Below are 25,278 nucleotides of genomic sequence, written 5' to 3'. Positions count from 1 at the left end.
TAAACAATCTGAAGGCTCTGCCTTTTTTTAAAAAACTTTTTCTGAGTCTCTTTTGTTATGCAATTTTATAGATTTTGAGCATTTTTTAATTTTCATGGGAGTTGAAGAAGAGTAACAATCGTCCCCAAAAAATAAATGGGCTTATAATGAAAAACTCAAAAATTGAAACTTTTCAGTATATTGTCCGTATTACTACAGTGAGTAAACAACTTTAATTCACATAACAAATTAGGGCTTTACTTCCTCTTCAAAGTACAGTGAAAATTTTATAACGAAAAGGAGAAAAGCTTATGCTAAATCAAAAATCACCAAGGTTAATTCTTGTTGTAATTGTAATCGCTTTGTTGTTGTTATCACCAATTGTAGTTCTATTTTTTCCTATAGCAGTGGTTGAAACACTATACTTTCATAGAGAGAATATTGTTTTACTTACGCCAAAGATTAATTTTCTACTAATTTTGATAGCTATATTGATGATTATTTTTGGATTAGTAATTCTAGCGTTCAAACGGAGTGTCATTACATACATCTTAACTATTCTGTTACTAATCGGAAGTCTTGGGTCAGTATATTTCTCTACTCTTAGCTATACCGCTATCCAAAAAACACAAATTATTACCAAAGAATACCATACTACTACAATTTACAAGTGGGAAGATATACAAAAGGTTATTTACGAATATGAAGTAGGGACTGTTGGTACCTACTACTTTATCACTGATAATAATAAAGAATTTTTCATTAAAGAGAATGGTCAATTTGGTTTAGATGAAAAAAGAGCTATTTATAAATCAGCAAATGAAAATGGAGTAAATTTTATAGAACGAGAAAAAACCAACTAAATTTAAGTCTGTTAAAGATTTAATTTTACATACATTTTGGATAGCTTCTTGTTCTACTAACCTGCTTCATTAGTTCAATTAGAAAAAAGGCTTTACTCCTTCTTGAAGTAAAGCACACCCTTAGTTGAAGAACATTTGTCTTTTTTTATATTAATTTCGGGCATTTTCGATGTTTTGTAGCTTGTTCAAAAGCATAAGCAAGTTTTATCAATACACCTTCACTAAAAGCCGTACCTGCAAAAGTTATACCAAATGGTCTTCCACTTTCCATGTAACCAGCAGATACAGCTATAGATGGATAGCCAGCTTTAGCACATATGGTCGAGCCAATATAAGATGGAAAAATTATAGCATCAAGGTCATACTTTTTTAAAGTAAAATCAATCCCCATGTCCTGAGAAAAATACAAATCTTCTAATTTCGCATTCAAATATTCGGGATTTCTTAAAGTGTTTGGTAGATTTTCTCTATACTCCAACATATTCTGACCATATTTCAAGGCTTTCTTTTCATGCTGTTTATTAAATTGAATTAATTCTGTGTCAGAATGAATTGGTATGTAATACGGTAATTGAGATAAATAATTTCCTAAGCTATGTTTCAATTCATATATTGGTACCCCCCAACTCCAATCCCTATTGAAAGAAGGTATTTCGATATTATCGACAACTTCTGTTCCTTCATGGCTTAAGGTTTGAATGACCTGTTCAAACAACTTTTCATCGTATTCTCCTGAGTGATAATAGTCCTCCGAAGCTTGATTATATATACCGATTCTAGCACCTTTCAATCCTTGAGAATCTAAAAAGACTGTATAATCTTGTTTTGAAATACCTTCACTCTTATAAGTAGCTGGATCGAATTTATCGACACCTGTTAAAGCACCTAACAAAATAGCTGCGTCCGTAACTGTTCTTGCAAAAGGTCCTGCAGTATCTTGCGAGTATGTAAATGGGATAATTCCCGTGCGACTGATTAACCCAACTGTCGGTTTAATCCCAACTACTGAGTTTTGAATCGCAGGGCTCAGGATGGAAGCATCTGTCTCAGTACCAACAGACAATGCGGTGAAATTTGCAGCAACTGCAACAGCAGAACCAGAACTTGATCCACCAACAAAAAGGTCATCATCACCATATGGATTTAATACTTGTCCTCCTCTGGAACTATAGCCTGCCCACATTTTAGTTGACATTCCGTTAGCTAATTCTGTCATATTTGTCTTACCTAAGATTATTGCACCTGATACGCGGAGTTTTTCAACAAGGAATGCGTCATGGGTGCTAAGATGATTTTCTAACGCAAGTGTTCCTGCACTGGTATGCATGGAATCATTTGTTTCAATATTGTCTTTAAGCAATACTGGAATCCCATGTAAAGGCCCCCTAACTCCCCTTGTCTTTCTTTCATAATCTAGTGCTTCGGCAATAAAAATTGCATCAGGATTTATTTCAAGAACGGAATTTATCTTACGACCATCTTGGTCATACTTAGCTATTCGGCTAAGATAATACATAACCAACTCTTTTGAGGTTACTTCTCCATTTTCGATAGCTGCTTGAATATCGTTAATCGTTAACTCTTCTCTAAAAAAATTATTAAACTTAATTTTCATGTATTGCTCCTCCAATACTGCAAATTTCTGATCTATAAGCTACTATACTGTATAAAATCGGAATTACTTTCTTCAACTAACCTGCTGCGTTAGTAAAAATATACCCTATGTCTATAATTCTATTAAGTTGGCAATAATCCTTTTAATAGTACTTTTTAGGGGGAATGGAATTGTTACTGTCAAAAGCATGGGCTTCGTATGAAGCGGATAAGCGAATAGAGGGCTTTTCACCACAAACGTTGAAAGCCTACCAGTTACAGTCTTCACTACTAATTGATTATTTTAAAGATGTAGAGATGGCATTGCTGGATACAAATCAACTAAAGGAATATCTTGCTATATCCTGTAAACATTTAAAGCCAGCCAGTCTTGCACATCGTATCCGCTTTATGAAATCATTTTTTCGTTCGTCTCATGAAGAAGGATATTTGAGTAAGAATCCAACTTCCAAAATTAAAGAACCCAAAGTAGGTAAGCGCATACCTAAGTATTTAACCGAAAGGGAGATAGAACACCTTCGTGAATCCTGTCATTCCCCAATAGAAAAAGCAATTTTTGAATTCATGTTTTCTACTGGTTGTCGAATTGCCGAAATAGTTTCCATAGAAAAGAACCATATTAATTGGTCCAATCAATCCGCGATTGTGAGAGGAAAGGGCGATAAGGAAAGGGAAGTTTATTTTAATACACGTTGTGATATTTGGCTTAAACGCTATATGGAAAGCCGTAATGACCATAATCCAGCAATCTTTGTAACTGCAAGACAGCCACATAAAATGAGTGTTGCCCAAATGAGATACATCATTAAGCGGATCTCCAATCGTGCGGAAATTAATAAAGAGATTCACCCACACCAACTTAGACACAGCTACGCAACTCACTTGATGAATAATGGAGCTCCTATTGAAGTCTTACAAAGTCTTATGGGACATGAGAAGAGTGAAACCACCAAGATCTATGCTCAGCTAAGCGGAAGGTTAAGAAAAGAGTATTATCAGAAGTACTTTTAAATATAAAAGGAGCTCGTCTTAGACGTAGCTCTATTTGACCAAAGCACCACGTTTGTTAAACTTTTTGTCTAGAAAAAATAAGTTAAGTTATTACAAAAAGCAATTATCTAGAGTTATATATATTAACTGAATTGTTCGTTATAATAGAAAAGTAAATTTAATTATTTTGGGGGCACTCATGACAAACATCCATTTTGCAGACCGTATTTGCTCTGCTATACAACAAAAAAAATCTCACGCAGTAGTTGGGCTTGATCCAGTCATTACACGTATCCCAGCTTTTATCCTAGAAGATGCTTCAAAAAAATATGGTAAAAATGATGTAGGTGCAGCATACGCCTTTTTAGAATTTAACAAATTAATTATTGATGCAATTTCCGAGGACGTAGCAATTGTAAAACCTCAACTTGCTTATTATGAAGTTTATGGGGCACCAGGAATTGAAGCTTTTTGGAAAACCGTTGAATACTCACAAAATAAAGGTCTTATTTTGATTGCTGATGCTAAGAGAGGCGATATCGATTCAACAGCTACTGCTTATGCTACATCATTTTTTGGAGATACCGAAAATGAGTGGCAAACACCAAAAATTGTAGATTCTTTAACAATTAATCCGTATTTAGGAAGTGATAGTTTAGAGCCTTTTGTCCAACGAGCACTTGATAAAAATACAGGCTTGTTTATTTTAGTAAAAACAAGTAACCCCTCTTCAGGCGAGTTACAAGAGTTAGTCACAGAAAATGGAAGCATTTCTGAAAATGTAGCTACATTAGTACATACATATGCCCAAAGAGATATTGGTAAATACGGTTATTCATCGATTGGTGCCGTTGTTGGTGCGACTTATCCTGAATCACAAGCCATATATCGAGAGAAAATGCCTCAGTCACTATTTTTAGTACCAGGCTATGGTACACAAGGTGGCAAGGGAAAAGATATCACCAATGCTTTTAATACGGATGGATTTGGTGCTTTAATAAGTGCCTCAAGAAGTATTGTTTTTGCTTATGAAAAAGCAAATGCACAGTCGAAAGAAACTATTCAACAAGCAGTATTGGCTGCTTTACAAGAAATGAATGAGGATATCAATACAGCTTTAAAGCATGTAAACAAATTGAATTGGTAATAAAAACAAAACAACGATTGAATCGATTTTATTTTTTGCAGTACCGATAATGTCGTGCTCACGGTCTTCAATTATATATGTACCTCCAAGTATTGTTATATAAATACTTGGAGATACCCATTGATCTTAAACTAACGCATCCGTTAGCCACCCATGCAGCAAAAAAAAAAACGCTGCACCACAGAGGATGAAAATTGTTACAGAACGGGTATAGTTCAGTATGGCTGGCGAAGAAGGTCGATGAACTATGGTGCCTTAGAGCCCTTCCGTTAGTCTGACTCCAACGACCACGGTGCATCACAGACTGTCGCACTCTATACGAGTAGCACTCATGGGAGATTAATCCTACTCTGGTTATTGCACCAGCCTGCCTTTATTCTAAGATGAATGGAGTTGGTATCTGATTTACTATTTAACTCCATATAAACGTTCTGAAGGCTCAGCCTTTTTTTAAAAAAAACTTATTCTGAGTCTCTTTTGTTATGCAATTTTATAGATTTTGAGCATTTTTTAATTTTCATGGGAGTTTAAGTAAAATATTTCACAATGTGCTTCGTTAGTCGAATTGGACCAGGTGATAGTATATTAAAGTATGGCACCTATTCGTTTGAGAAAATTAAATCTCACTCAATTCTGCCAAACTTCTTATTTAATCTGTCTTTACATTCATTCCAAGTAGGAATAGCTTCTGCTTCCCAATTAATTAATTCTAATTTATCTGCAATATTTCGTGATATTTTCATTGCTTTTAAATGATTACCATTATTTCGATAGACCTTCATATGTTCCTTGCTTTCCCATACTGTCAGAGTCCAGTATGTTTCCCATCCTTCTTTGTTAACAGAAGAAAATTTTAATCCTTTTGCTTTTTTTGACTGAATAATCGATTTAATTGTATGAAAAGAAAAGCTAAGTAACTTTCGCTTACCTTTTAAATGCAACCTAGTAACTGAAATATACATATCGTATTCTTCCTTTCTCATAAAAACTATAATAGTAATATTTCATTTATTGGTATGTAAATCCTTCTAGTAAATGTTTTCTTCTTAAACTAAACTGCTTCTTTAGTTCAATAAGAAAAAGGCTTTACTCCTTCTTGAAGTAAAGCACCACGTTAGTTGAAAAGTATCAATAATAAAACTGTTAATCCTAATATAAATATTCCAAACAAAAAGGAGAGAATTTTAAAGATAACAATATGGTATTTTTCCTGAAAGAATTTTTCGGAAATTAATATTAGAATACCAAATAAGAATTCAATAAAAGTAAATGTATTTATTCCTCCAGTAAAATCGTCATCTTCTTCATATTTCTTAAAAGTGACATAAAAAGCATATCCAGAAACAAATAATAAAATTAATGAAATTAATAACAAAATATATATATTCATACTCAATTGTCTCTCCTAATGTAAACCTTCTTGAAGTAAAGCACCCGTTAGCCATCCATGCGGCACAAAAAAATGCTGCACCACAGAGAATGAAAATGGTTAGGAAGTATCAATACTGTTACTGACCTTAACCCCGTCAACAGTAATTCATAGACTTATTTACGCTCTCCTCTTTTTTTAACGATTAAGTAAGGGTCTTCTTAAGTATTAGCATTTTTCATAGAACTAATTTTCATGGGAGTTGAATAAGGATTAGGACACGAAATCTTTCAATTCCGCTAAAAAGTTTGAAAGCCCGCTTCAAATACTACACACTGAAACCATACACAAACATTTTATATTATTAAAATAGCCTAACTGAATTAATCAGTAGGCTTAATTTTTTCCCAAACATACCATGGTATTTTATAATCCATTTTCTTACCTTGTGTACTATTTTTGTCTGTTACTATCCAATTACCATCTTTCTTTTGTACTTTATAATTTACATTTGTCCCATCAGACTTTTTAAAGAGTATATAACCCGTGTTGTCTTTTATAGATGTTACAGGGTCAATAACATTTTTGTTGGGTATCTTTCTCTCAGGAAACAATATGTTGGTTACTATTTCTTCTGCAATATTAAAAAGAGATTTAAATTCGTTATTTATTTCTGCTTGGTATTGCAATTGATTGTATGTATAGGAAGAGTAAGACCCTAAATTCAAATTAAAAGACTGTTTTATATCTGAAAGTGTTGCTTTATAAAATTCATTTATATCCTTTTCTAATTTATCGCCCTCATGTTTAAAGCTAATGGTTTTAACCCCAAATGGACTTATATTAAAAGTCACTGTTTCCTTACCATTAGGAGGGTTATGCGCATGTTCAAATGTTGTGACTTGGACTTCTACATTAAAATCAAAACTGCCCTCATGCTCTCTTTTAATACTCAGAATTTTAGCATCCTCAAATTGTTTGCGATAGCCATAATAATTAATAATTTCTTTATATACGGAGGGGAATAGTGTTGTAATCAAAGTATCATAAATAAGCTTATAATCAGGCTGTTCACTTTGGGCATCAAGATTTCCTGAAATTAATGTTAACAAAGCATCTTTGTATAAGTCCACATTCGGGTTTTTTTCCGCAACCACTTGATGGTTATTAACATGGATACTAAGAAGAACAAAAGATAATATTACCAGGATTTTCTTCATCGAATGCTCCTTTAATATAGATTTAATTAATGAGTATTTTCTCCTGAAATCTTTAAATTATTCTTCAACTAAACTGCTGCGTTAGTTCAATAAGAAAAAAGGCTTTACTCCTTATTGAAGTAAAGCACCTCGTTAGTTGAATAAGATATCCTTATTATTCAATTGCCTTATTAACTGATTCAATAGCGTGAATTACTGTAGTATCAAATATTGGAACTTTAGAATCTTCTTGTTTTATTAATAATCCAATCTCTGTACATCCTAATATAATCCCTTCGGCACCCTTATCAACTAAATTCTTTATAGCTTTTTTAAAATATTCTTTCGATGTTTGATTGATTTTACCTAAACATAATTCTTCATAAATCACTTCATTTATAAGTTCTATATCCTCATTATCTGGAATTAATACCTTTATATCATTAGCTTCAATTCTTGATTTGTAAAAGTCTTGTACCATCGTATATTTAGTTCCAAGTAACCCAACTGAATTTACATTAGTCTTCTTTATTTCATTTGCTGTTGCATCAGCAATATGTAGAATTGGAATATTTATTTTTTCTTCAATATAATTTATTACCTTGTGCATTGTGTTTGTACAAATAACAATAAAATCTGCTCCTGCTTTTTCTAAAGAGATTGCCACATCCCCCAAAGTGTGTCCAGCACTTTCCCAATCACCTTTTGCTTGATAACGTTCAATTTCGTCAAAGTCAACGCTATATAAAATGCATTTGGCTGAATGTAATCCACCTAATTTGTTCTTTATTTCTTCATTTATTAAACGGTAATATTCACTTGATGATTCCCAACTCATCCCACCGATTAAACCTATTGTTTTCAATGTACTAATTCCTCCTAATAAATTGTTATTTGTAGAATAGAATATTATACCTACAATTTTTAATTTCGACAATTTAAGAAACTTTTCCTTCTTCAACTAAACTGCTTCGTTAGTTCAATAAGAAAAAAGGGTTTACCTCTTCTTGAAGTAAACCAGCTAATAGGATGTCAATATTTTTCTTTAAAATTACTATTAATCTTATGTAATACTATTTTATCCATGACAAATACCCCTCCAAAAACCTTTTGGAAGGTTTTTACTTAATCACTTGTAACAGTAATTACACTATATCTTGGAAAGTTTCTTTGCTATTTAATAAAGCATAAATCCAATGAAGCAGTTTGTTAATGCAGCTAAGTCTTTATATTCCATTTTTTCTCCTTTACCGAACAAACATATTTATATAAAAGCTTATTTAACTAAACTACCCCGTGAGCTAATAAGAGAAAAGAGTTACTTAAGCAATCATAGAATATTTACTAAAGCACACAGTTAGTTGAAGAAGAAACAGAAAAGTAATCTTCCACAATCGCGGCCGATTGTGCAATAACTTTATCTACTATACAATATCCAAATTCTATTTATATCTTTACCTTCTACCTCAATCTTATCTCTATGCATTGTAACATTTACATTCGTGTATCCCGCCCATTGTGGTATTAGTTCCGTTAAACAATCAATTACCTTTACATCAGGAGTTGCATAACCGATATTTTCTTTTCTCAAAAAGCCATTTGAGAAATCTTGATATAATGAGTCCGTCCATTCATAAACTTCAAACTGAGAATCAAAAATCCGTTCATCTTCTTGATATTGTCCGTTAACCCAGTATATTTCCATAACAATGCCTCCTCCTGAAGAATGTAGCTTTCCATAACACCATGTCCTATAAAGACAAAGACACTTTCCTAGTTTTCCGGGAAAGCGCCGGATTGTGGTTGACTAAAGCACCCGTTAGCTTAAAAAATCATTCTCTCCATTTAATCTTTTGACCTCTTTCTCTAAATAATCTAGACGTTTATGGATTCTATATACAATTGGCAGATATGCAATAACGATAATGATTAACCATCCCATTGATTAATTCCCTCTCAAATAACTGTATTATTTTTCATTAATTGTAACATTTTATATATTCGGATACATCGTTCTTTTTATTAAACTAACCTGCTGTTTTAGTTCAATAAGAAAAAAAGGGTTTACCCCTTTTTGAAGTAAAGCAGCACCCGTTAGTTGAATTAGAACAGCGAAGCTTATTAAACAATCTCGCTCGATTGCTTCAAACTTTTATATATGAGATACATCATAAAAAACGGTGGTATAGTAATTAAAACCTGCCCAGAAATCTCCTTGTAAATTACCTAACATCCTTTGCAAATCACTTCTCGAAAAATATTTTCCGTTTCTTATAAATCTAATACTTTCTTCTAAGTTAAGGAAATTATTTATGCTGTCAACCAGGTATACTCTTTCTTCTCGGGAATAATCTCCTTCAGAAACAAGGTCTAACAGGGTATTTCTTGCCTGTTGTACATCGAAAAGCATTCTATCCAGTTTATCTTTATCAATTGTTTTGGAGTCCGTGCCGATCAGCCATTCTTGTTCAAAAATCGGAAGAATAAATTGAGTTCGATTTACCGTAGGATTGTAATTATCACTTTCTAAATACTTTTTTAGATCCTTCTCATAAGCAGCTTTAAACTCGCCAATCTCTTCTTCGTAGGTTTTGCCATTATGGGTTTCCGAACCAGGATGATATGTAAAGCTTTGATGGATGCTAAAAGGCGATAAAGGATAATACCAAGATATGAAAGCTATAACAAGTACAATAAATACTCCTGAACCTATCCCCCAGACCTTCCTTTTACGTTTTGTATTCATAATAAATCCCCTTTATCTTCATACTAATCCGCTTGTTTATTCAGATGGTTATATAACAATCTGGCCCGATTGTTGAACACAAGTTAAACAATATTCTTAAACTAACCTGCCGCGTTAGTTCAATAAGAAAAAGCTCCCCTTACAGAATTTTATTATAATTCCGCATAATACAGCTACTCCTACAAATGTGAATAGGTAAAGAAAAGGAGAGTTAACCTTACTAAAAACCACTTCACTCTGAAGTGTCTCTACATTATCCCAAGCACTTGCAAAATCTGTTTTATAATTTCTTGTTTTTATATAACCGACTAACATCATACCGTAAAAATAGACTACATGAACTACAATTGAACTAATAAATGCTTGAAGGAACAACATCATTTATACCCCCCTTATACCCCGTTATCACCATAAAAACCCATATGTCTTGTGTTCAATAATCAAAATATGCAACCCAGAATCTTTTGCTAAAGCACACCGTTATTTGAATAAGAGTTATTTCTTCTTTCTAGTTTTAATGTACTTTTCCGTTAATAATCCGGCATTAAACACCGATAAAATCATGATGAAGAAAAATAGTATTCGAACAGGTGAAATCCTCTCGTCAACAGTAAAATCAATATTAAGAAAAGTAGAATAAACAAAGGCAATAGCAACAAATATAGATAAGATAAATTGTCCTTTTAAAGACTTAATCATAAAATCCTCCTTATAAATAATATTGATTAGATTAAATTCATCTCTAAATTTAATTAGAAACTAAATAAAGCCGAACTAATAGAGATACTGGTATAAAAAACATCCCCCAACTATTTTTACCCTTATATTTAAATTCCTCTATTCCTATAATTGCAATAAAGATTCCAAGAAATAAAGATGATATTGGACCATATAAAAAATCTTTTGTAATTAAGCCGTATGCTGAAGTTGCTATTACAATTAAAACAAGAATTATTTTAATAATTTTCAACTCAATTCCCCCTCGTGCCTGCTACTTTACTTTAATACGTTTGAAACAAATAGATGTTCCAATTTTATATAAATTTACCATTTAAAATAAGCAAAAATCCATTTGGCTTATTCAACTAAACTGCTGCATAAGTTTAAGTACATTTCTTCACAATCTTTACAATTACATTAACATAAATATCCAATAAAAAATCATCTAACCTCTAAGAAATATACAGAGGAGAGATGATTTTAATCGATCTTAATTATAAATAATCAATCTTTATTACAAAGCAACATTTTAAATGGTTTTGTGACTATAATTATTTTGCAAATGATTATTACTCAAATTTTATAGCATTTGTTTTCCACAAAAAAATTAAAGCATAAAATTTCCAAAGGAAAATTTATGCTTTACATCACAACTAGGGCTTCTTTTTATACCGCCAACTTCATATTTTCACCTATTTCAAGGTCAATAATCTCTCCATTATGTGAAATGGATAAACTATCTCCTTCTATTAGCGAATAGGTTACTGTACTTCTTTCCATTTTGATAGTTAATGTTCTATTTTGATATTGCAAGTTAAACTCTAGTGAATCCCAATGTTCAGGAAGAGAAGGTGCCAATGAAAGACCGCTCTCTTTCACTCTTAAGCCAGCAAAACCATAAACAATTGCAAGCCAAGTCCCCCCCATATTAGCCATATGAAGCCCGTCCTTTGTATTGCTATGTGTATTTTCCAAATCTAATCGTGCTGTTTTTCTAAAATATTCATAAGCTTTCTCTTTATCGCCTAATTTAGAAGCCATCGCACTAAATATACAGGAAGACAGGGAAGAATCATGAGTTGTAATTTGCTCATAGTAATTATAGGAGTTATTCATCGTTTCAAAATCCTGTTCATCTTCCAATAAAAAATGAGCGAGTACTGTATCAGCTTGTTTACATACTTGATATCTATAAAGGGTTAATGGATGATAATTTAGTAAAAGTGGGAATTTATCTTTTGACGTATTTTCTAAATCCCAACGATCCTTTTGTAAAAAACTATCATCCTGTGCATTGATTTTGTGCTTTTCATCATATGGAAGGTACATTTTCTCGCCAGCGTCTGTCCATTCGCTAACTTCTAGTTCAGATAAATTTAGTTTATCGCTCAGTTGTTTCAGTAAATTGCTATCCTTTGTTTTCAAAAGATTATATGCCTTTACAGCCCATAGCAAATTATGTTTTGCCATGACATTTGTGTAGTAATTATTATTTACAATACATGTATATTCGTCAGGTCCCGTTACACTATCAATTCTAAAAAATCCGTTTTTCATATGCCCTACATCAATCCATAAACGAGCAGTTTCAAATAGAATTTCGGCCATATAATCTTTTAAAAATACTTCATCTTCTGTTACTAAATAATACTGAATAAAACTATAGGCTATATCTGCACTTATATGATACTGTGCTGTACCTGCTGGGAAGAATGCAGAACTTTCAGGTCCCGTGATGGTTCTCCACGGAAATAATGCACCTTTTTTATGTCCCATTTCCTTCGCTCTTGCTCTAGCGCTATCCAAAATAGAATATCTTTGTATTAATAAATTTTTTGCGATTTCGGGATTCGTCATTAAAAAGACTGGGAATATATAAATTTCAGTATCCCAAAAATAATGTCCCTCATATCCCTCACCTGATAGGCCTTTTGCAGCAATATTACTTACCGGATCTTTTCCAACTGATTGTAAAAGCTGATAGAGGTTAAAACGAATTCCCTCCTGAAGGGAAGCATCTCCATTGATTTTCACATCAGCAGTACTCCAAAACTTATTTAAGTACTCCTGTTGTTTTAATAATAGACCTTCAAAAGATGCCCCATTTAACTGTTGCTGAATAGCCTGCGCTTTGTCAATAACAGCATCTCCATGCCTTAATGTGTCTGTATACACATTATATTTTGTAAATTGAATAGGCTTATTTCCGTTACATAAATAGGTCTCTTCCACACTACTATCAGTTAGTTTACTCGAATATTCATATTCATCTTTATCAATCATAGAAGAGGTTACACAAGCAACTTCTAGCTTCGTTGCATACGTAATATTTTTTACAATGCTATAATTTCCATCCTTTCGAACCTCTGCTATATGAAGTCTTGTAGCGTGGCCAGAGGCAACTCTAGGATCGTTTTTATCCACAAAGTTGGAGACGTTACCATCAACTACAGAAACAATTTTAACCCGTTTTATATTGCTTATAGGCACTATTTTGACTTCTATCGCAAAAATTTCTTTCGTAACAAACGAAATAAGTCTTTTAAAATGAATTTTGACTTCCTTGCCTTTAGCAGATTTCCAATGTACAATTCGCTCGGCATAACCAGCATCCATATGCAAATTTCGTTCTAATCTTACTACTTCCCCATCAAATAACGAAAATTGCTCATCATCCAAATAAATATTTATCGTCTGCGCATCAATGACATTTAATATTTTCTGTTGTATATTTGGAAATGCATGGAGCTTCTCCCCATAACTAATCTCCGTTTCATCATGGAAAGCATTAATATATGTACCTCGAATAGAGCTATATACACTTTTATAGCCCTCTTCAAAATTTCCTCTAACACCTAGATAACCATTCCCTATAGACAAAAGACTTTCATCTAGCAGAAGGCTTTGGTTATCTATTTCTGACTTAGTTAGTTTCCAGGTCATTAAATTTCACCTCAGCTATTTTTTTCGCTGTATTTCTTCATTATTTCTTGAAAATCTAACTTAGAAGTATCTTCAACTAAATAGTCCGCCTGAGATAAATGTTCTAGTGAACCAACACCAACCGAGAACATATTTGCTTTGTTAATAGCTTCTATACCAGCAGCTGCATCTTCAATTCCAATGCACTCCTTATATGGAATACCTAAGTAATCAGCTGCAGATGTAAACGTTTCAGGATCCGGCTTTCCCTTTGAAACTTTCGTTGCATCCACAATATAATCAAAATAACTAATGAGTCCTAGTTTTTCTACTACATTTTTTGCATTTTCACTTGCTGAACCAAGAGCAATTTTGATATTATGTTTTTTATTGTTTTTTAGTAAATCCTCAATTCCTGGTAAAACGTTTTCTTCATTTATTGATTTTGCTAATTCTAAATAGAATTCATTTTTTTTACTTGCTAATCTTACTTTTTCCTCATTACTCATCTTTAACAAAGAAGCACTCAATTGTAGAATTAGCTCAAGAGACTCCATACGACTAATTCCTTTTAGTCGCTCATTAAATTGTCTATCAAATGAGATACCAAGCTCCCCTGCAAGTTTTTTCCATGCTAAATAGTGAAATTCTGCTGTATCCGTAATAACACCATCCAAATCATATATAAAGGCTTTTGGGTACTGAGTCATTTATATCCTTTCCTTTCTTCGAAAATTATTAGATGGAATGGGAAAGTTTTAACTAAAGCTAAATTGTCCTGACACTTCCCCGTTCTATTAATCGATGTTCCACATTTACATGCTTCTGATCCAGTTTATTTTCCATTAAGTCTTGCAGTAATTGCGCTGCCACTTTTCCGATTTCAAAAAAATCTTGACCAATTGTTGTGAGTTGTGGATCTGTATAACTACTAAATACTAAATTGTCAAATCCAGTTATAGATATATCCCCTGGAATGTTCAAACCAACTTCTTTTACTGCCTTCATGACTCCAAATGCCATCAGATCGCTAAAACAAAGAAAAGCAGTAGGACGCTTCGTTTTCAAAAATTCTTTTGCTAATTCATATGCTTCCTGCTCCGAAAAATCAGCATACATAATCTCCTCAGTGTTTAGCTCTATGTTATTATCCTTAAAAGCTTCAGTAACTCCTTTAATCCGCTCTGAATTCACGTACGTCTTTTTTCTTCCTGCCACGACAGCAATTTTTCGGTGATTTCGTTCAATTAAATACAAGGCAATTTCTTTGCTAGCTTTTACGTTATCAATCGATACGCTTCCAACTAGTCCATTATTCGTTTCAGGAATAATATCGAGAACAACACAGGGTATATTTGTATCAATTAACTCCATATAGTATGGATCGTCTATACGTATTCCCTGTAAAAGTGCACCGCCAATATTTCGTTCTCGACAATACTGAGCATAGCTCTTTTTCTTCTGACGCAGGGAATCTATTAGGTAGATGGACAATTCAAACTGACTGGACGACACGGCTGTATATACTCCCTTAAATATATTAAATGCATTATTATCTTTTTCACTATTATTAAGAACACCGGATGAAATCAATCCAATAGTCATTTGCTTTTTGGATGAAAGGTTCTTAGCCACTAAATTAGGGGTATACCCCATTTGGTTGGCAATCTCGAAAATTCTTTGTCTTGTTTTTTCATTAACGTCCGTATAATTATTAAAGGCTTTTGAAACAATACTTACTGAAACTCCAGCTTCTTTTGCAACATCTTTTATAGTAGTCACTTCTATAATTCACTTCCTAAATTTATTGTTTAAACCTTTATTTTACGGAGAGCTACTTAAGTACTTTTATTAATAATAGCTTTTTCTTGCATCTTCAATGAAAATCTATAGAATACAGCAAAAGATAAATAGGCACTTAGAGAACCTATAAAAAATGGAAATAATACAATAAGCATTGTAGCGCTTAAGTAAAACAAAAATGAATTACTAAGAAGGATTACAAAAAATAATAACGGACTTCCAATCGTTACAAAAAACGTGTTCTTTGACAATTCTCGAATGTTCATTTGAAAATGCACATTCAGTGAAAAAAAGTTAATCGTAAAGACAAATAATACAACTCCTACAATTGAAAATACCACAAGCAATAAATCGTTTTCATTAGCAAAAAAGTAAAAATCCATTATCCAAATTAGCCATATAAAAGTCAACATTAGACCAGCTAAAAAACTTTTTTTATAATTAGATATCATATGTGAAAAATACGCTTTCATAAGAGATGGATGATCTATCTTCAACACCCAATCACGGGCCATCGCAAATAACCCCATCGTGCTAGGGACAAATAATAGAGGAACTAGAAGTATTAAAGGCACATAGTAAAGTACAAACTCCATACTGAAACTATTAACGTACAAACTTAATAGAATGACCGCAATAGGAAGATTGATCATCACCCATAAAATATTAACAACAGAAAATCGCATAATCCATTCGGTTGTACTGTATAATGCTCCTGTAAAACCTGAAAACCCTTGCATTTACTTACCTCCCACTTAAAATATACTTTATTTTACAGCCCCTTCCCCAATACCTTTAATAATATGTTTTTGTGCAAGAACATAGAAAATTACTACAGGAATGATTGTCAGCATCAAGCCAGCCATTGCTAAGTTCCACTGAATCGTAAATTCACCAAAGAAATAAAAAGTAGATAGTGGGATTGTTCGAAGTCCCTTATCAGTAAGTGTTAAAGAAGGTAGTAGATAATCATTCCATATATTAATAACATTTAAAATCATTACTGTAACTGTAATTGGTTTTAGAATTGGAAAAATAATTCTCCAGAAAACCCCAAACTTCGATGCACCGTCAATTGTAGCTGCTTCCTCTAATGTAATTGGTATAGACTTAACAAATCCATGGTATAAGAAGACGGATATACTAGAACTAAAACCAATATGCATAAATATTAAACCTTCACGAGTATTAATCATTGGAATATGTAACGTATTAGTTATAGTGCTCATGAATTGCATTAAAGGCATCATCAATGTTTGGAAGGGAATAAGCATGGTTGCTATGAAAATCATGAAAATAATTTTACTTAACTTATTATCTGTTCTTGCTAGCATCCAAGCAGTCATAGAGGACAATACAACAATAATTAGAACAGAAAGTATCGTTATATATAATGAATTAGCAAGTGCATTCAAAAAGTTCATTTTTTCCATCGCTTCTATATAGTATTGGAAGCTGAACTCTTTAGGAAGTGCTAGAACATTTTCATATAATTCCTGTCGATCTTTAAATGAGTTGACAATAATTATATAGATAGGAGATAGAAAGAATAGCGCAGCAATGAGGAGTAAAAGCTCTTTTAGAATTTTATAAAACTTCTTCATCACAATTCTACCTCCCTCTTTTTCGTAATATAAACTTGTGTCAGTGTTATTGCAGCCACTATTAAGAAGAAAATAATTGCCTTAGCCTGACCGTAGCCATAATTACCATACCCAAAGATTTCGTTATAAATGTTCATCGCAAACATTTCAGTGGAATTTGCAGGTCCTCCACCCGTTAAAGAAAGGTTAACATCGTAGATTTTAAATGCTGATGATAGCGTTAAAAACAAGCTAATTGTAAAAGCAGGCATTAACAGAGGAAATGTAATATTTTTTAACCTTTGCCACCAACTCGCACCATCAATCATAGATGCCTCCATTACATCGTTAGGTATACTTTGTATTCCTGCGATATAAATAATCATAATATATCCTGCCATTTGCCAAGTAAAAACGAAAACTAAAGCATATAAGGCAAAATCCATATCGATAAGCCAATTAAAAAAGACATTTTCAAGACCAGTTACTTCGCCGATTAATGTAAAAACATCTAAGAAGATAAACTGCCAAATATAACCTAATATTAATCCACCTATCAAGTAAGGCATAAATACCATTGTACGTGCAGCATTGGATGTTCTAAGTTTTGATGTCACCAAGAGAGCAAAAACAAGTCCAACTATATTTACGGAGATAACGGCTAATATGGTAAATAGAGTTGTCTTCCATGTAGATTCAAGAAAGCGTGTATCACCAAATAACTTGATAAAATTATCAAAGCCAACAAACACCTTTGGATTAGCTCCAATTCCATCCCACTTAAAAAAGGAATAATATATTCCAATTACGAATGGAATAACTACTACTGTCAAAAAAATAATAAATAACGGCGCAGTAAATAATAAATACCACCCTTTATTATTTTTATTTTGCATGTAAAACACTCCTTTCTAATAGTTTATAAATGGATCGAATAGGTAAGTACTGGACACCCCTAAAATGGTGTGCCCAGCCTTTATTAAACTATCTTCCTAGTGAATTTAAACTATTTTACAGCGTTTTTCCAAGCATCATCTAAATTTTCTATAAATTCCTCACCAGTCATATCTTTTGATAAAAAGAATTCTTCTGCTTTTGGAGCAAAATCGTTCGGAACAATATTAGCTGGGTAATAATTTTGTGCCCACGGAATTGTTTGACCACTATTGGAAGCGTTTAAAACGTCTTGAGATAGTGGATCTAAGTCATTTGCTTCGATAGTTGTAAGCGCAGGAACAAATCCAAATTCCTCTACAATGTATCGGTGACCTGTTTCACTTGTAAACATCCAATTTAAGAAGTCTTTTGCCGCTTTCGTTTCTGCTTCATCCTTTTTCCCGTTGACTGCCCAGTTATTTCCTACTCCTACTGCTAATTTATCCGTACCGTTTAATGGAAATGGAAGCATACCTACCTCAAAATCTACATCAAAGTCTGCAAGCATTCCATAAGCCCAGTTACCTTGATGAATCATTGCTGATTTTCCAGCTGCAAAGTCACCCACTTCTTTATCGTATGTCACATCTAAAGGACTTGGAGTGTTTGCTTTTATAGCTTCCATAAATTTACCGAACTCTTGAAATTCCTTTGTTTCTGCCATTGTTACATCACCACTTGTTAGCTTATCGATGAATTCGTAATGATCACTTTGTAAAGAAAAAGGATAGTTACTAATATGCCCAATTAAGAAATAAGCTTCTTTTGAAAGGCCTAATCCTGTAATATCTTCAGCTTTTAACTTTTCTAATGTGCTCACAAAAGATTCATAATCGGCAACATCTTCTGGTTTAACTAAGTCTTTGTTATAAACTAATCCGAATCCTTCTACTCCATAAGGTACTCCTACGATTTTGTCTTCTACTTTTAACTCCATTCCTGGGGCAATATCTTTTGCATATGCTTCAGAAGATAAATCAGCTACATAGGATTTCATTTTTTCAGCTTCCGTTACATTTTGAAGACTGAATATGGATGGACCTTGATCACTATTCAAACGAATTTGTAGTTGTTCAAAGTAATCATCACCTGTTGTTCCCCATACTTCCACTTCAACGCCAGTTTCAGTAGTATATTCCTTCGCAAGTGCTTCTAATTGATCGGATATTTCTACTTTACTTTGGAAGATAGTAATTTTTTGGGTAGAAGCTTCATCACTATCCCCACTATTTTCTTTTCCTGTTGAACCTTCATCACTGCCACTACAAGCACTTAAAAGTAATAACAAAGCGATTATAAATAGACTACTCCACGTTCTTTTTTGGAACTTCATTTAAATTCCTCCCCCTACGATTTGAATTTCTATAGTAAATAAAATGAAAGTTCATTTTATAACTACCTGAGTCAATTTGATAATGGATTAATTAATAGTAAAATCCGATTAATGTTGATTTCCGCTTCAGGCGGACGCTTTCCGTGGGCACGGATTCAATCTCCTCGTCACTTCGTTCCTGCGGGGCTTTCAGCTCGCGCTGTTCCCACTGGAGTCGACGCCTTGCTCTCCAATCAACGAAGTCCATTTTAATTAATCGGATAATATAATATTAATATTCGTGTTTTACATTGAAATAGGTAACTAAGAATTTTACTTACCTATTTTTGTTTTCAAACTCTATAGTTATTTCATCATCACACGCATAGATTTGATCATGAAACTCAAATTCTATTTTTTCCTTATTTTCTACTTTTACAGATAAAGTAGTTTTTGTTAGGAATAATGTGATTGGCTGACCTTGCCATTGAATAGTAAATTTCATATGATGCCACTGCTTTGGTAATTTCGGGTTTATCGTAATTTTCCCATCTACAAGTCTAATCCCAGCAAAGCCGAAGATGGCTGCTTTCCATATACCACCGATGGATGCCGCGTGTATACCATCATCTGATGTGTTCATTTGGGGTCCTAAATCGACTTCTGTAGATTTCCTGAAAAGCGAATAAGCTAAATCTGCGTTACCAATATCATTTGCTAAAATGGAGTGTGTTGCCAAGCTTAACGAAGAATCATGTAATGTTTTTGGTTCGTAATAATAGAAGTTAGCCTCTTTTATAGCATTTGATAGCTGAATATCTTCCCTTAAAAAAGTTTGGTTTAACAGGTAAAACAAAAGTAATATATCCGCTTGCTTCGTAACCTGAAGGGTATTAATTTGTTCTGGATTATAATCACGATATATTGTTCTTAATTTTTCTTGATTTTTATATTTCGTAAGATCAATTTCTTTAAGCTTTAAATAAGTATCATCCTGAGGAATTACCAAATCCTCTTCACGTGGCTGTGGCAAATAGATTTTTTTAGCTTTTGATTGCCAGATAGGATAAGCTGTTTTCAAATCTAATTTGTTATTCAAAACTTCTATTAATCTAGGGTTTTCTTTCATCAATGATTCATAATAACGTATTGCTAGTTTCAGGTTAAAAAAAGCCATATAATTCGTAAAAGCATTGTTGTTTACATGCTCCTTATATTCATCAGGACCTATCACCTTATTAATATGGTATTCTTGCTTACCTGAATCCCACTCAAGCCGACTTGCCCAAAAACTTGCGGTATCAAAAATTATTTCATATCCACAATGATCCATAAATTCATGATCAGCAGCGACATTAAAGTATTGGTAAATGGAAAAAGCGATATCAGCTGAAATATGTTGTTCAATGATTCCTGACCAAATTTTCGTTTGTTCCCCTGTAACAATATCAATGTCTCCTAGTTTCGGAGTTACTTCTCCGTCAGATGGCCAAGCCGCCTCCCAAGGAAACATCGCCCCACTATATCCATTCTCCCTTGCCTTTTTTCTAGCTCCGGTTAAACCATTGTAGCGGTAAGTTAATAGGGATTTTGCAACTGCTGGGTTGGAAAAGATGAAAAATGGAAGTATGAAGATTTCTGTATCCCAAAATGAATGCCCTTTATAACCTTCTCCACTCAATCCTTTTGCTGCAATTCCCATTCGCACATCATGTGCAGGAGCCATAATCGTTAGATGATATAGAGAGAATCGCAATGCAAGTTGATCATATGGATTATCGCTATTAATCTCTAATTTGTATGCATTCCATACGCTATTATTCCAAGCTACTGTATGTGAATTAAGGAGTGAATCATAACCTTTTATTGAACTGTTTCGTAAATCTTCTAATGAGCTATCCTTTAGTCGCTGAAGACGATATTCAGTATTGTCAAATTCCTTATCTCGACTCGTATGCACTGTCGTTAGTTTTTCCATTTCCATCTTATCGTTAGGTTGAAGATTAATTGTATAGGTAAGCCACACTTTTCTACGGGCCATGTTCATTTCTGGATCATCAATTGTTTCTTCATCATTAACAATAACTTTGTGGAAAGAGTTGATCACCACATCTGTTTTAGACTCATTGGTTGTTTGGACTAGCTGAATAATCTTTTTATCAAATATTCTCCGTTCACCTTCTAGAAAATGTTGCGAGCCTGAATTACTTATTTGTGCATCAATTCCAGTGTCAAAAGAAATTTGAACTGGATCTGTTAAGCTTTTTACAAACATTTTCATGCCAATTAGATGTAAATTATCTAGAGACAGAAATCGTTGAAATTCAAATTGCAGTACTTTTCCTCTCGGAGATGTCCACACAAAATATCTTCTCAACACTGCTGTTTTTACATTTAATTGTTTTATGTAATCCTTTGTTTTGCCAAATTCAAGGCTGAATCGATCACCATCTACCCGAATATCTAACCTCGTCACATCAGCTATGTTTGGTAATTCTGTTACTTCATTTTCTTCGGCTTTATTAAAAGTACCACTTACAAATAAATTTCTAGTTTCTTTCAGGTACGGTTCTTCAGTAGCAGAGCGCAATCCCATATAACCATTCCCAAGGGACATAATTGCTTCACTTTTACCAAGTGCTTTAGGTTGGAATACCACTTCTGAAACAAGCCAATTTTCAAGATCCCCTTGACCCATTGAATAACTAATCATGTGACTTAAATTCCCCTTTCCGAAAGCATATGTAAAAATTTACGAAAACGTTTTAGATTTTATAGAAAAAAATACGTTTATGGAGAAGTCATTTTGAACATTCTTCAAAAACGTTTTAGTTGATAAAATAATTGTAAGCCTTTTCATAACTAACTATAAATATAAAATTCTAAATTGTCAATAAATAGTATAGTGCATTTAGATTATTTGCATTAGTATGAAAAAACTGGAGAAAGTGCAAAAAACCTGCAGACAGTTTCGTAATGATACGAAGTGTCTACAGGTTTTATAATACTAATCGAGTTTTTGCTTCAGTAATTTGAATTTTTACTTGATCGAAACCAGTTCCACCTAGAGAATTTCTTCTTCTCACAGCGGCTAGTGGCGATAATACATCGTATATATCTGGTTCAATCAAATCGCTTGCTTCCTTAAGATCTTCTAGCGGTAGATTTAGTAAGAAATAACCACGTTGGATGCATAGGAAAACTAGTTTCCCAGTCACCTCATGTGCCTCACGGAATGGAAGTCCTTTTGCGGCTAAATAATCAGCAAGTTCTGTTGCATTGGAAAAGTCTTTATGAACTGTGTCATGTAGTCGTTCTGAGTGAACTACCATTGTACGAACCATGCCTTCAAAAATCTTCAATGATCCAACTATTGTATGTACAGTATCGAACATGCCCTCTTTGTCTTCTTGCATATCTTTGTTGTAGGCAAGCGGAAGCCCCTTAATGACCGTTAATAATCCCATAAGATTTCCGTATACTCGACCTGTTTTTCCACGGATTAACTCTGCCATATCTGGATTTTTCTTTTGAGGCATTATACTAGAACCTGTGGAAAAAGCATCATCTAGTTCAATAAAATTAAATTCAGCACTAGACCATAAAATGATTTCCTCGGCAAACCGAGATAAATGAGCCATCAGCACCGAAGAATTACTTAAAAATTCCACGATAAAATCACGGTCACTAACTGCATCCATACTATTCTCATAAACTTTCGCAAAGCCAAGATACTCAGCAGCTATCTTGCGATCAATTGGAAAGGTAGTCCCAGCAAGAGCCCCTGCTCCAAGTGGTGAGATGTCGATACGCTTCATAGAATCTTTAAAACGATCTTTGTCACGTTCAAGCATCCAGAAATAAGCCATTAAATGGTGCGCAAATGAAATTGGTTGTGCACGCTGTAAATGAGTATATCCTGGTGCAAGAGTTTCCACATGTGTTTCTGCCTGTGACACAAGTGTTTGTTGAAAAATCTCGATTAACTCAATTATTTCATTTACTCTATTTTTCAAAAATAAATGCATATCCGTCGCTACTTGATCGTTACGACTACGACCAGTATGTAGCTTGCCACCAACCGGACCGATTAAGTCGATAAGCATTTTTTCTAAATTCAAGTGAATATCTTCATTGGCAACAGAAAACTCTAATTTGTTTTCAGTTGCCAATTTTTTTAATTGTACAAGACCACCTAAAATACTTTGAACATCTTCAGGTGGAAGTATATTGCAGTCCCCTAGCATTTGAACATGTGCCATACTTCCATCTAAATCTTCTTTTACTAACGTTTGGTCGAATCCAATGGATGCCCCAAATTCATCAACCCATTGTTCGGCAGATTTTTGAAATCTGCCACCCCATAGTTTTGTCATACTTCCACCTTCTCTGCTCCCTTGTTCACCATTGCATGAACTTTTGTTGGAAGACCCCATAGTTCGATAAATCCTACAGCAGAGGCATGATTAAATTCATCATCCTTTGTATATGTTGCCAATTTTTCATTGTATAGAGAGTTCGGAGATTTACGACCTTCTACAATTGCATGACCTTTAAATAATTTGACACGCACTGTCCCATTTACATATTGCTGCGTTTCTTTTAAGAATGCTTCTAGTGCTGTTCTAAGTGGAGAGAACCAGAGTCCTTCATAAATAAGTTCCGTTAACTTTTTCTCCATTACTGGTTTAAAGTGTGCCAATTCTTTTACTAATGTTATATCTTCTAATTCTTTATGTGCTAAAAGTAATGTATGCGCACCAGGAATTTCATACACTTCACGTGATTTAATGCCAACCAAACGATTTTCAACGTGATCAATACGGCCGACACCGTGTTTTCCAGCCAACTCATTTAATTTAAGTATTAATTCGTGTAATGGATACGCAACACCATCTATCGAAGTAGGTACTCCTTTTAAAAATTCTATTTCAATTACATCAGCAGTGTCGGGTGCATTTTCCAACGAAACTGTTAAATCATAAGCCTCTTCAGGTGGTGCAGCCCACGGATCTTCTAAAATACCACATTCATTTGCACGACCCCAAAGGTTTTGATCGATAGAAAATGGGCTGTCTAGATTAATCGGAATTGGGATATTTTTTTCTTTTGCATATGCAATTTCTTCTTCACGACTCCAGCTCCACTCACGAACCGGTGCAATTACCTCTAAGTTTGGATTTAATGCTTTTATAGAAACCTCGAAACGAACTTGATCATTCCCTTTACCTGTACAGCCATGTGCAACTGCAGTTGCTCCAGTTTGTTCTGCAATTTCAACTAACTTTTTAGAAATTAGTGGTCGAGATAAAGCAGAAACTAATGGATATTTATTTTCATACCATGTATGTGCTTGAAGTGAGATCAATGCATATTCATTTGCAAATTCTTCTCTTGCATCGATCATATAGCTTTCAATTGCGCCAACCTCAAGTGCTTTATTTTTTACGAATGCAAGATCTTTACCTTCTCCAACATCCAAACAAACCGCTACAACATCATATCCTTCATCTTTTAACCACGTGATTGCAACTGATGTATCTAACCCGCCCGAATATGCTAAAACAACTTTTTTGTTCATTTTATATCCCTCCAATGAATTTATATACAACTTTTTAGTATTAATATACATAATGTAACATGGTAATTGTATAAATACAACTTATTTTTAATAATTATACCTAATTATTTATCTTTAAATGATTTGCAAAAGCCTACAAATAAAAATAGACTTAAGTCTCTCTATATAAATTAGAGAGACTTAAGTCTATGTTCTATTCTAGAATATATGCACTTTCTCAAAGTGTTCGACAACTGGGAAAGGATCATAGTATGGATGAAGTAGTTTCTTCCATTCTTGATATTCGTTCGATTCTCTAAAGCCAATTGTATGATCTTCTAAGGTTTCCCATCTTACTAGCAGTAAATATTTCCCCTTAACTTCCATACAACGCTGTAACTCATGAGATATATAACCTTGCATAGAAGAAATAATTTTCGATGCTTGTCGAAAATCATCCTCATAGTTATCCTCTTTACCTGATTTAACTTGTAACATTACTGCCTCTAATATCATATTTAACACTCCTTTTTGT

General features: G+C 33.5%; 25 protein-coding genes. 3 read left to right on the top strand and 22 right to left on the bottom strand.

Going from position 1 to position 25,278, the window contains the following annotated elements:
- Positions 1 to 290: 290 nt before the first annotated feature.
- Positions 291 to 842 (top strand): hypothetical protein, encoded by a 552-nt coding sequence (locus MKY37_RS20350; RefSeq protein WP_340779701.1) that lies wholly within the window; start codon positions 291 to 293, stop codon positions 840 to 842.
- 145 nt (positions 843 to 987) lie between these two features.
- Here the strand turns inward: MKY37_RS20350 and MKY37_RS20345 are convergent, their stop codons facing one another.
- Positions 988 to 2,457, bottom strand: a complete 1,470-nt coding sequence (locus MKY37_RS20345; RefSeq protein WP_340779700.1) for an amidase family protein — start codon at positions 2,455 to 2,457, stop codon at positions 988 to 990.
- A gap of 170 nt (positions 2,458 to 2,627) precedes the next feature.
- Here MKY37_RS20345 and MKY37_RS20340 point away from each other — a divergent pair, with 170 nt between their 5' ends.
- Positions 2,628 to 3,467, top strand: coding sequence for a tyrosine-type recombinase/integrase (locus MKY37_RS20340; protein WP_340779698.1), 840 nt, complete (start codon positions 2,628 to 2,630; stop codon positions 3,465 to 3,467).
- A gap of 178 nt (positions 3,468 to 3,645) precedes the next feature.
- Positions 3,646 to 4,593: an orotidine-5'-phosphate decarboxylase gene (gene pyrF / locus MKY37_RS20335; RefSeq protein WP_340779697.1), complete on the top strand. Its 948-nt coding sequence runs from the start codon at positions 3,646 to 3,648 to the stop codon at positions 4,591 to 4,593.
- Positions 4,594 to 5,216: 623 nt separating this feature from the next.
- Here the strand turns inward: pyrF and MKY37_RS20330 are convergent.
- From MKY37_RS20330 to MKY37_RS20230, 21 genes are all read right to left on the bottom strand, one after another.
- On the bottom strand, positions 5,217 to 5,576 hold the full coding sequence (locus MKY37_RS20330; protein WP_340779696.1) for a DUF3291 domain-containing protein: 360 nt from the start codon (positions 5,574 to 5,576) through the stop codon (positions 5,217 to 5,219).
- A gap of 131 nt (positions 5,577 to 5,707) precedes the next feature.
- Positions 5,708 to 5,983, bottom strand: a complete 276-nt coding sequence (locus tag MKY37_RS20325) for a hypothetical protein (protein WP_340779695.1) — start codon at positions 5,981 to 5,983, stop codon at positions 5,708 to 5,710.
- 362 nt (positions 5,984 to 6,345) lie between these two features.
- Positions 6,346 to 7,182, bottom strand: coding sequence for a DUF3888 domain-containing protein (locus MKY37_RS20320; RefSeq protein WP_340779692.1), 837 nt, complete (start codon positions 7,180 to 7,182; stop codon positions 6,346 to 6,348).
- Between the two features lie 154 nt (positions 7,183 to 7,336).
- The gene (locus MKY37_RS20315) at positions 7,337 to 8,026 is read right to left on the bottom strand and encodes an aspartate/glutamate racemase family protein (RefSeq protein ID WP_340779691.1); all 690 of its coding nucleotides are present in this window, start codon (positions 8,024 to 8,026) and stop codon (positions 7,337 to 7,339) included.
- Positions 8,027 to 8,578: 552 nt separating this feature from the next.
- Complete coding sequence (locus tag MKY37_RS20310) at positions 8,579 to 8,866, bottom strand: hypothetical protein (RefSeq protein WP_340779690.1); 288 nt, start codon at positions 8,864 to 8,866, stop codon at positions 8,579 to 8,581.
- Positions 8,867 to 8,980: 114 nt separating this feature from the next.
- A complete protein-coding gene (locus MKY37_RS20305) occupies positions 8,981 to 9,103 on the bottom strand; it encodes a hypothetical protein (RefSeq protein WP_340779689.1) in 123 nt (40 codons plus the stop codon).
- A gap of 210 nt (positions 9,104 to 9,313) precedes the next feature.
- Positions 9,314 to 9,907, bottom strand: coding sequence for a hypothetical protein (locus MKY37_RS20300; protein ID WP_340779688.1), 594 nt, complete (start codon positions 9,905 to 9,907; stop codon positions 9,314 to 9,316).
- 114 nt (positions 9,908 to 10,021) lie between these two features.
- Positions 10,022 to 10,288, bottom strand: coding sequence for a hypothetical protein (locus MKY37_RS20295; protein WP_340779686.1), 267 nt, complete (start codon positions 10,286 to 10,288; stop codon positions 10,022 to 10,024).
- A 114-nt stretch (positions 10,289 to 10,402) separates the two neighbouring features.
- Complete coding sequence (locus MKY37_RS20290) at positions 10,403 to 10,606, bottom strand: hypothetical protein (protein WP_340779685.1); 204 nt, start codon at positions 10,604 to 10,606, stop codon at positions 10,403 to 10,405.
- 49 nt (positions 10,607 to 10,655) lie between these two features.
- Positions 10,656 to 10,877 carry a hypothetical protein gene (locus tag MKY37_RS20285; protein WP_340779683.1) on the bottom strand — a complete coding sequence of 74 codons (222 nt, stop codon included), beginning with the start codon at positions 10,875 to 10,877 and terminating at the stop codon, positions 10,656 to 10,658.
- 416 nt (positions 10,878 to 11,293) lie between these two features.
- Positions 11,294 to 13,570 (bottom strand): glycoside hydrolase family 65 protein, encoded by a 2,277-nt coding sequence (locus tag MKY37_RS20280; protein WP_340779682.1) that lies wholly within the window; start codon positions 13,568 to 13,570, stop codon positions 11,294 to 11,296.
- A gap of 11 nt (positions 13,571 to 13,581) precedes the next feature.
- Positions 13,582 to 14,259 (bottom strand): beta-phosphoglucomutase, encoded by a 678-nt coding sequence (gene pgmB, locus MKY37_RS20275; protein WP_340779681.1) that lies wholly within the window; start codon positions 14,257 to 14,259, stop codon positions 13,582 to 13,584.
- A gap of 58 nt (positions 14,260 to 14,317) precedes the next feature.
- Complete coding sequence (locus tag MKY37_RS20270) at positions 14,318 to 15,331, bottom strand: LacI family DNA-binding transcriptional regulator (protein ID WP_340779680.1); 1,014 nt, start codon at positions 15,329 to 15,331, stop codon at positions 14,318 to 14,320.
- Between the two features lie 56 nt (positions 15,332 to 15,387).
- On the bottom strand, positions 15,388 to 16,092 hold the full coding sequence (locus tag MKY37_RS20265) for a YesL family protein (protein ID WP_340779679.1): 705 nt from the start codon (positions 16,090 to 16,092) through the stop codon (positions 15,388 to 15,390).
- Positions 16,093 to 16,119: 27 nt separating this feature from the next.
- On the bottom strand, positions 16,120 to 16,956 hold the full coding sequence (locus MKY37_RS20260; protein WP_340779677.1) for a carbohydrate ABC transporter permease: 837 nt from the start codon (positions 16,954 to 16,956) through the stop codon (positions 16,120 to 16,122).
- Positions 16,956 to 17,831, bottom strand: coding sequence for a carbohydrate ABC transporter permease (locus MKY37_RS20255; protein WP_340779675.1), 876 nt, complete (start codon positions 17,829 to 17,831; stop codon positions 16,956 to 16,958). Before MKY37_RS20255 ends, MKY37_RS20260 begins: the two co-directional genes overlap by 1 nt.
- A 110-nt stretch (positions 17,832 to 17,941) precedes the next feature.
- On the bottom strand, positions 17,942 to 19,204 hold the full coding sequence (locus MKY37_RS20250) for a sugar ABC transporter substrate-binding protein (RefSeq protein ID WP_340779674.1): 1,263 nt from the start codon (positions 19,202 to 19,204) through the stop codon (positions 17,942 to 17,944).
- Positions 19,205 to 19,520: 316 nt separating this feature from the next.
- Positions 19,521 to 21,896, bottom strand: a complete 2,376-nt coding sequence (locus MKY37_RS20245; protein WP_340779672.1) for a glycoside hydrolase family 65 protein — start codon at positions 21,894 to 21,896, stop codon at positions 19,521 to 19,523.
- 286 nt (positions 21,897 to 22,182) lie between these two features.
- Positions 22,183 to 23,559: an argininosuccinate lyase gene (argH, locus tag MKY37_RS20240; protein WP_340779671.1), complete on the bottom strand. Its 1,377-nt coding sequence runs from the start codon at positions 23,557 to 23,559 to the stop codon at positions 22,183 to 22,185.
- Positions 23,556 to 24,764, bottom strand: coding sequence for an argininosuccinate synthase (locus tag MKY37_RS20235; protein ID WP_340779670.1), 1,209 nt, complete (start codon positions 24,762 to 24,764; stop codon positions 23,556 to 23,558). Before MKY37_RS20235 ends, argH begins: the two co-directional genes overlap by 4 nt.
- Before the next feature lie 198 nt (positions 24,765 to 24,962).
- The gene (locus tag MKY37_RS20230; protein WP_340779669.1) at positions 24,963 to 25,259 is read right to left on the bottom strand and encodes an antibiotic biosynthesis monooxygenase family protein; all 297 of its coding nucleotides are present in this window, start codon (positions 25,257 to 25,259) and stop codon (positions 24,963 to 24,965) included.
- Between the last annotated feature and the right edge of the window lie 19 nt (positions 25,260 to 25,278).

Origin of the sequence: Psychrobacillus sp. FSL K6-2836 (genome assembly GCF_038003085.1) — a bacterium.
Taxonomy (GTDB): Bacteria; Bacillota; Bacilli; order Bacillales_A; family Planococcaceae; genus Psychrobacillus.
The sequence above is the reverse complement of the archived record's forward strand: the minus strand, read 5'-3'. Positions and strand labels throughout refer to the sequence as shown.

Bases quoted from the DNA above. Each gene is read 5' to 3' on its own strand.
- MKY37_RS20350 (WP_340779701.1), top strand. From the start codon at position 291: ATGCTAAATCAAAAATCACCAAGGTTAATTCTTGTTGTAATTGTAATC.
- MKY37_RS20345 (WP_340779700.1), bottom strand. From the start codon at position 2,457: ATGAAAATTAAGTTTAATAATTTTTTTAGAGAAGAGTTAACGATTAAC.
- pyrF (WP_340779697.1), top strand. From the start codon at position 3,646: ATGACAAACATCCATTTTGCAGACCGTATTTGCTCTGCTATACAACAA.
- MKY37_RS20330 (WP_340779696.1), bottom strand. From the start codon at position 5,576: ATGAGAAAGGAAGAATACGATATGTATATTTCAGTTACTAGGTTGCAT.
- MKY37_RS20325 (WP_340779695.1), bottom strand. From the start codon at position 5,983: ATGAATATATATATTTTGTTATTAATTTCATTAATTTTATTATTTGTT.
- MKY37_RS20320 (WP_340779692.1), bottom strand. From the start codon at position 7,182: ATGAAGAAAATCCTGGTAATATTATCTTTTGTTCTTCTTAGTATCCAT.
- MKY37_RS20310 (WP_340779690.1), bottom strand. From the start codon at position 8,866: ATGGAAATATACTGGGTTAACGGACAATATCAAGAAGATGAACGGATT.
- MKY37_RS20305 (WP_340779689.1), bottom strand. From the start codon at position 9,103: ATGGGATGGTTAATCATTATCGTTATTGCATATCTGCCAATTGTATAT.
- MKY37_RS20300 (WP_340779688.1), bottom strand. From the start codon at position 9,907: ATGAATACAAAACGTAAAAGGAAGGTCTGGGGGATAGGTTCAGGAGTA.
- MKY37_RS20295 (WP_340779686.1), bottom strand. From the start codon at position 10,288: ATGATGTTGTTCCTTCAAGCATTTATTAGTTCAATTGTAGTTCATGTA.
- MKY37_RS20290 (WP_340779685.1), bottom strand. From the start codon at position 10,606: ATGATTAAGTCTTTAAAAGGACAATTTATCTTATCTATATTTGTTGCT.
- MKY37_RS20280 (WP_340779682.1), bottom strand. From the start codon at position 13,570: ATGACCTGGAAACTAACTAAGTCAGAAATAGATAACCAAAGCCTTCTG.
- pgmB (WP_340779681.1), bottom strand. From the start codon at position 14,259: ATGACTCAGTACCCAAAAGCCTTTATATATGATTTGGATGGTGTTATT.
- MKY37_RS20265 (WP_340779679.1), bottom strand. From the start codon at position 16,092: ATGCAAGGGTTTTCAGGTTTTACAGGAGCATTATACAGTACAACCGAA.
- MKY37_RS20260 (WP_340779677.1), bottom strand. From the start codon at position 16,956: ATGAAGAAGTTTTATAAAATTCTAAAAGAGCTTTTACTCCTCATTGCT.
- MKY37_RS20255 (WP_340779675.1), bottom strand. From the start codon at position 17,831: ATGCAAAATAAAAATAATAAAGGGTGGTATTTATTATTTACTGCGCCG.
- MKY37_RS20250 (WP_340779674.1), bottom strand. From the start codon at position 19,204: ATGAAGTTCCAAAAAAGAACGTGGAGTAGTCTATTTATAATCGCTTTG.
- MKY37_RS20245 (WP_340779672.1), bottom strand. From the start codon at position 21,896: ATGATTAGTTATTCAATGGGTCAAGGGGATCTTGAAAATTGGCTTGTT.
- argH (WP_340779671.1), bottom strand. From the start codon at position 23,559: ATGACAAAACTATGGGGTGGCAGATTTCAAAAATCTGCCGAACAATGG.
- MKY37_RS20235 (WP_340779670.1), bottom strand. From the start codon at position 24,764: ATGAACAAAAAAGTTGTTTTAGCATATTCGGGCGGGTTAGATACATCA.
- MKY37_RS20230 (WP_340779669.1), bottom strand. From the start codon at position 25,259: ATGATATTAGAGGCAGTAATGTTACAAGTTAAATCAGGTAAAGAGGAT.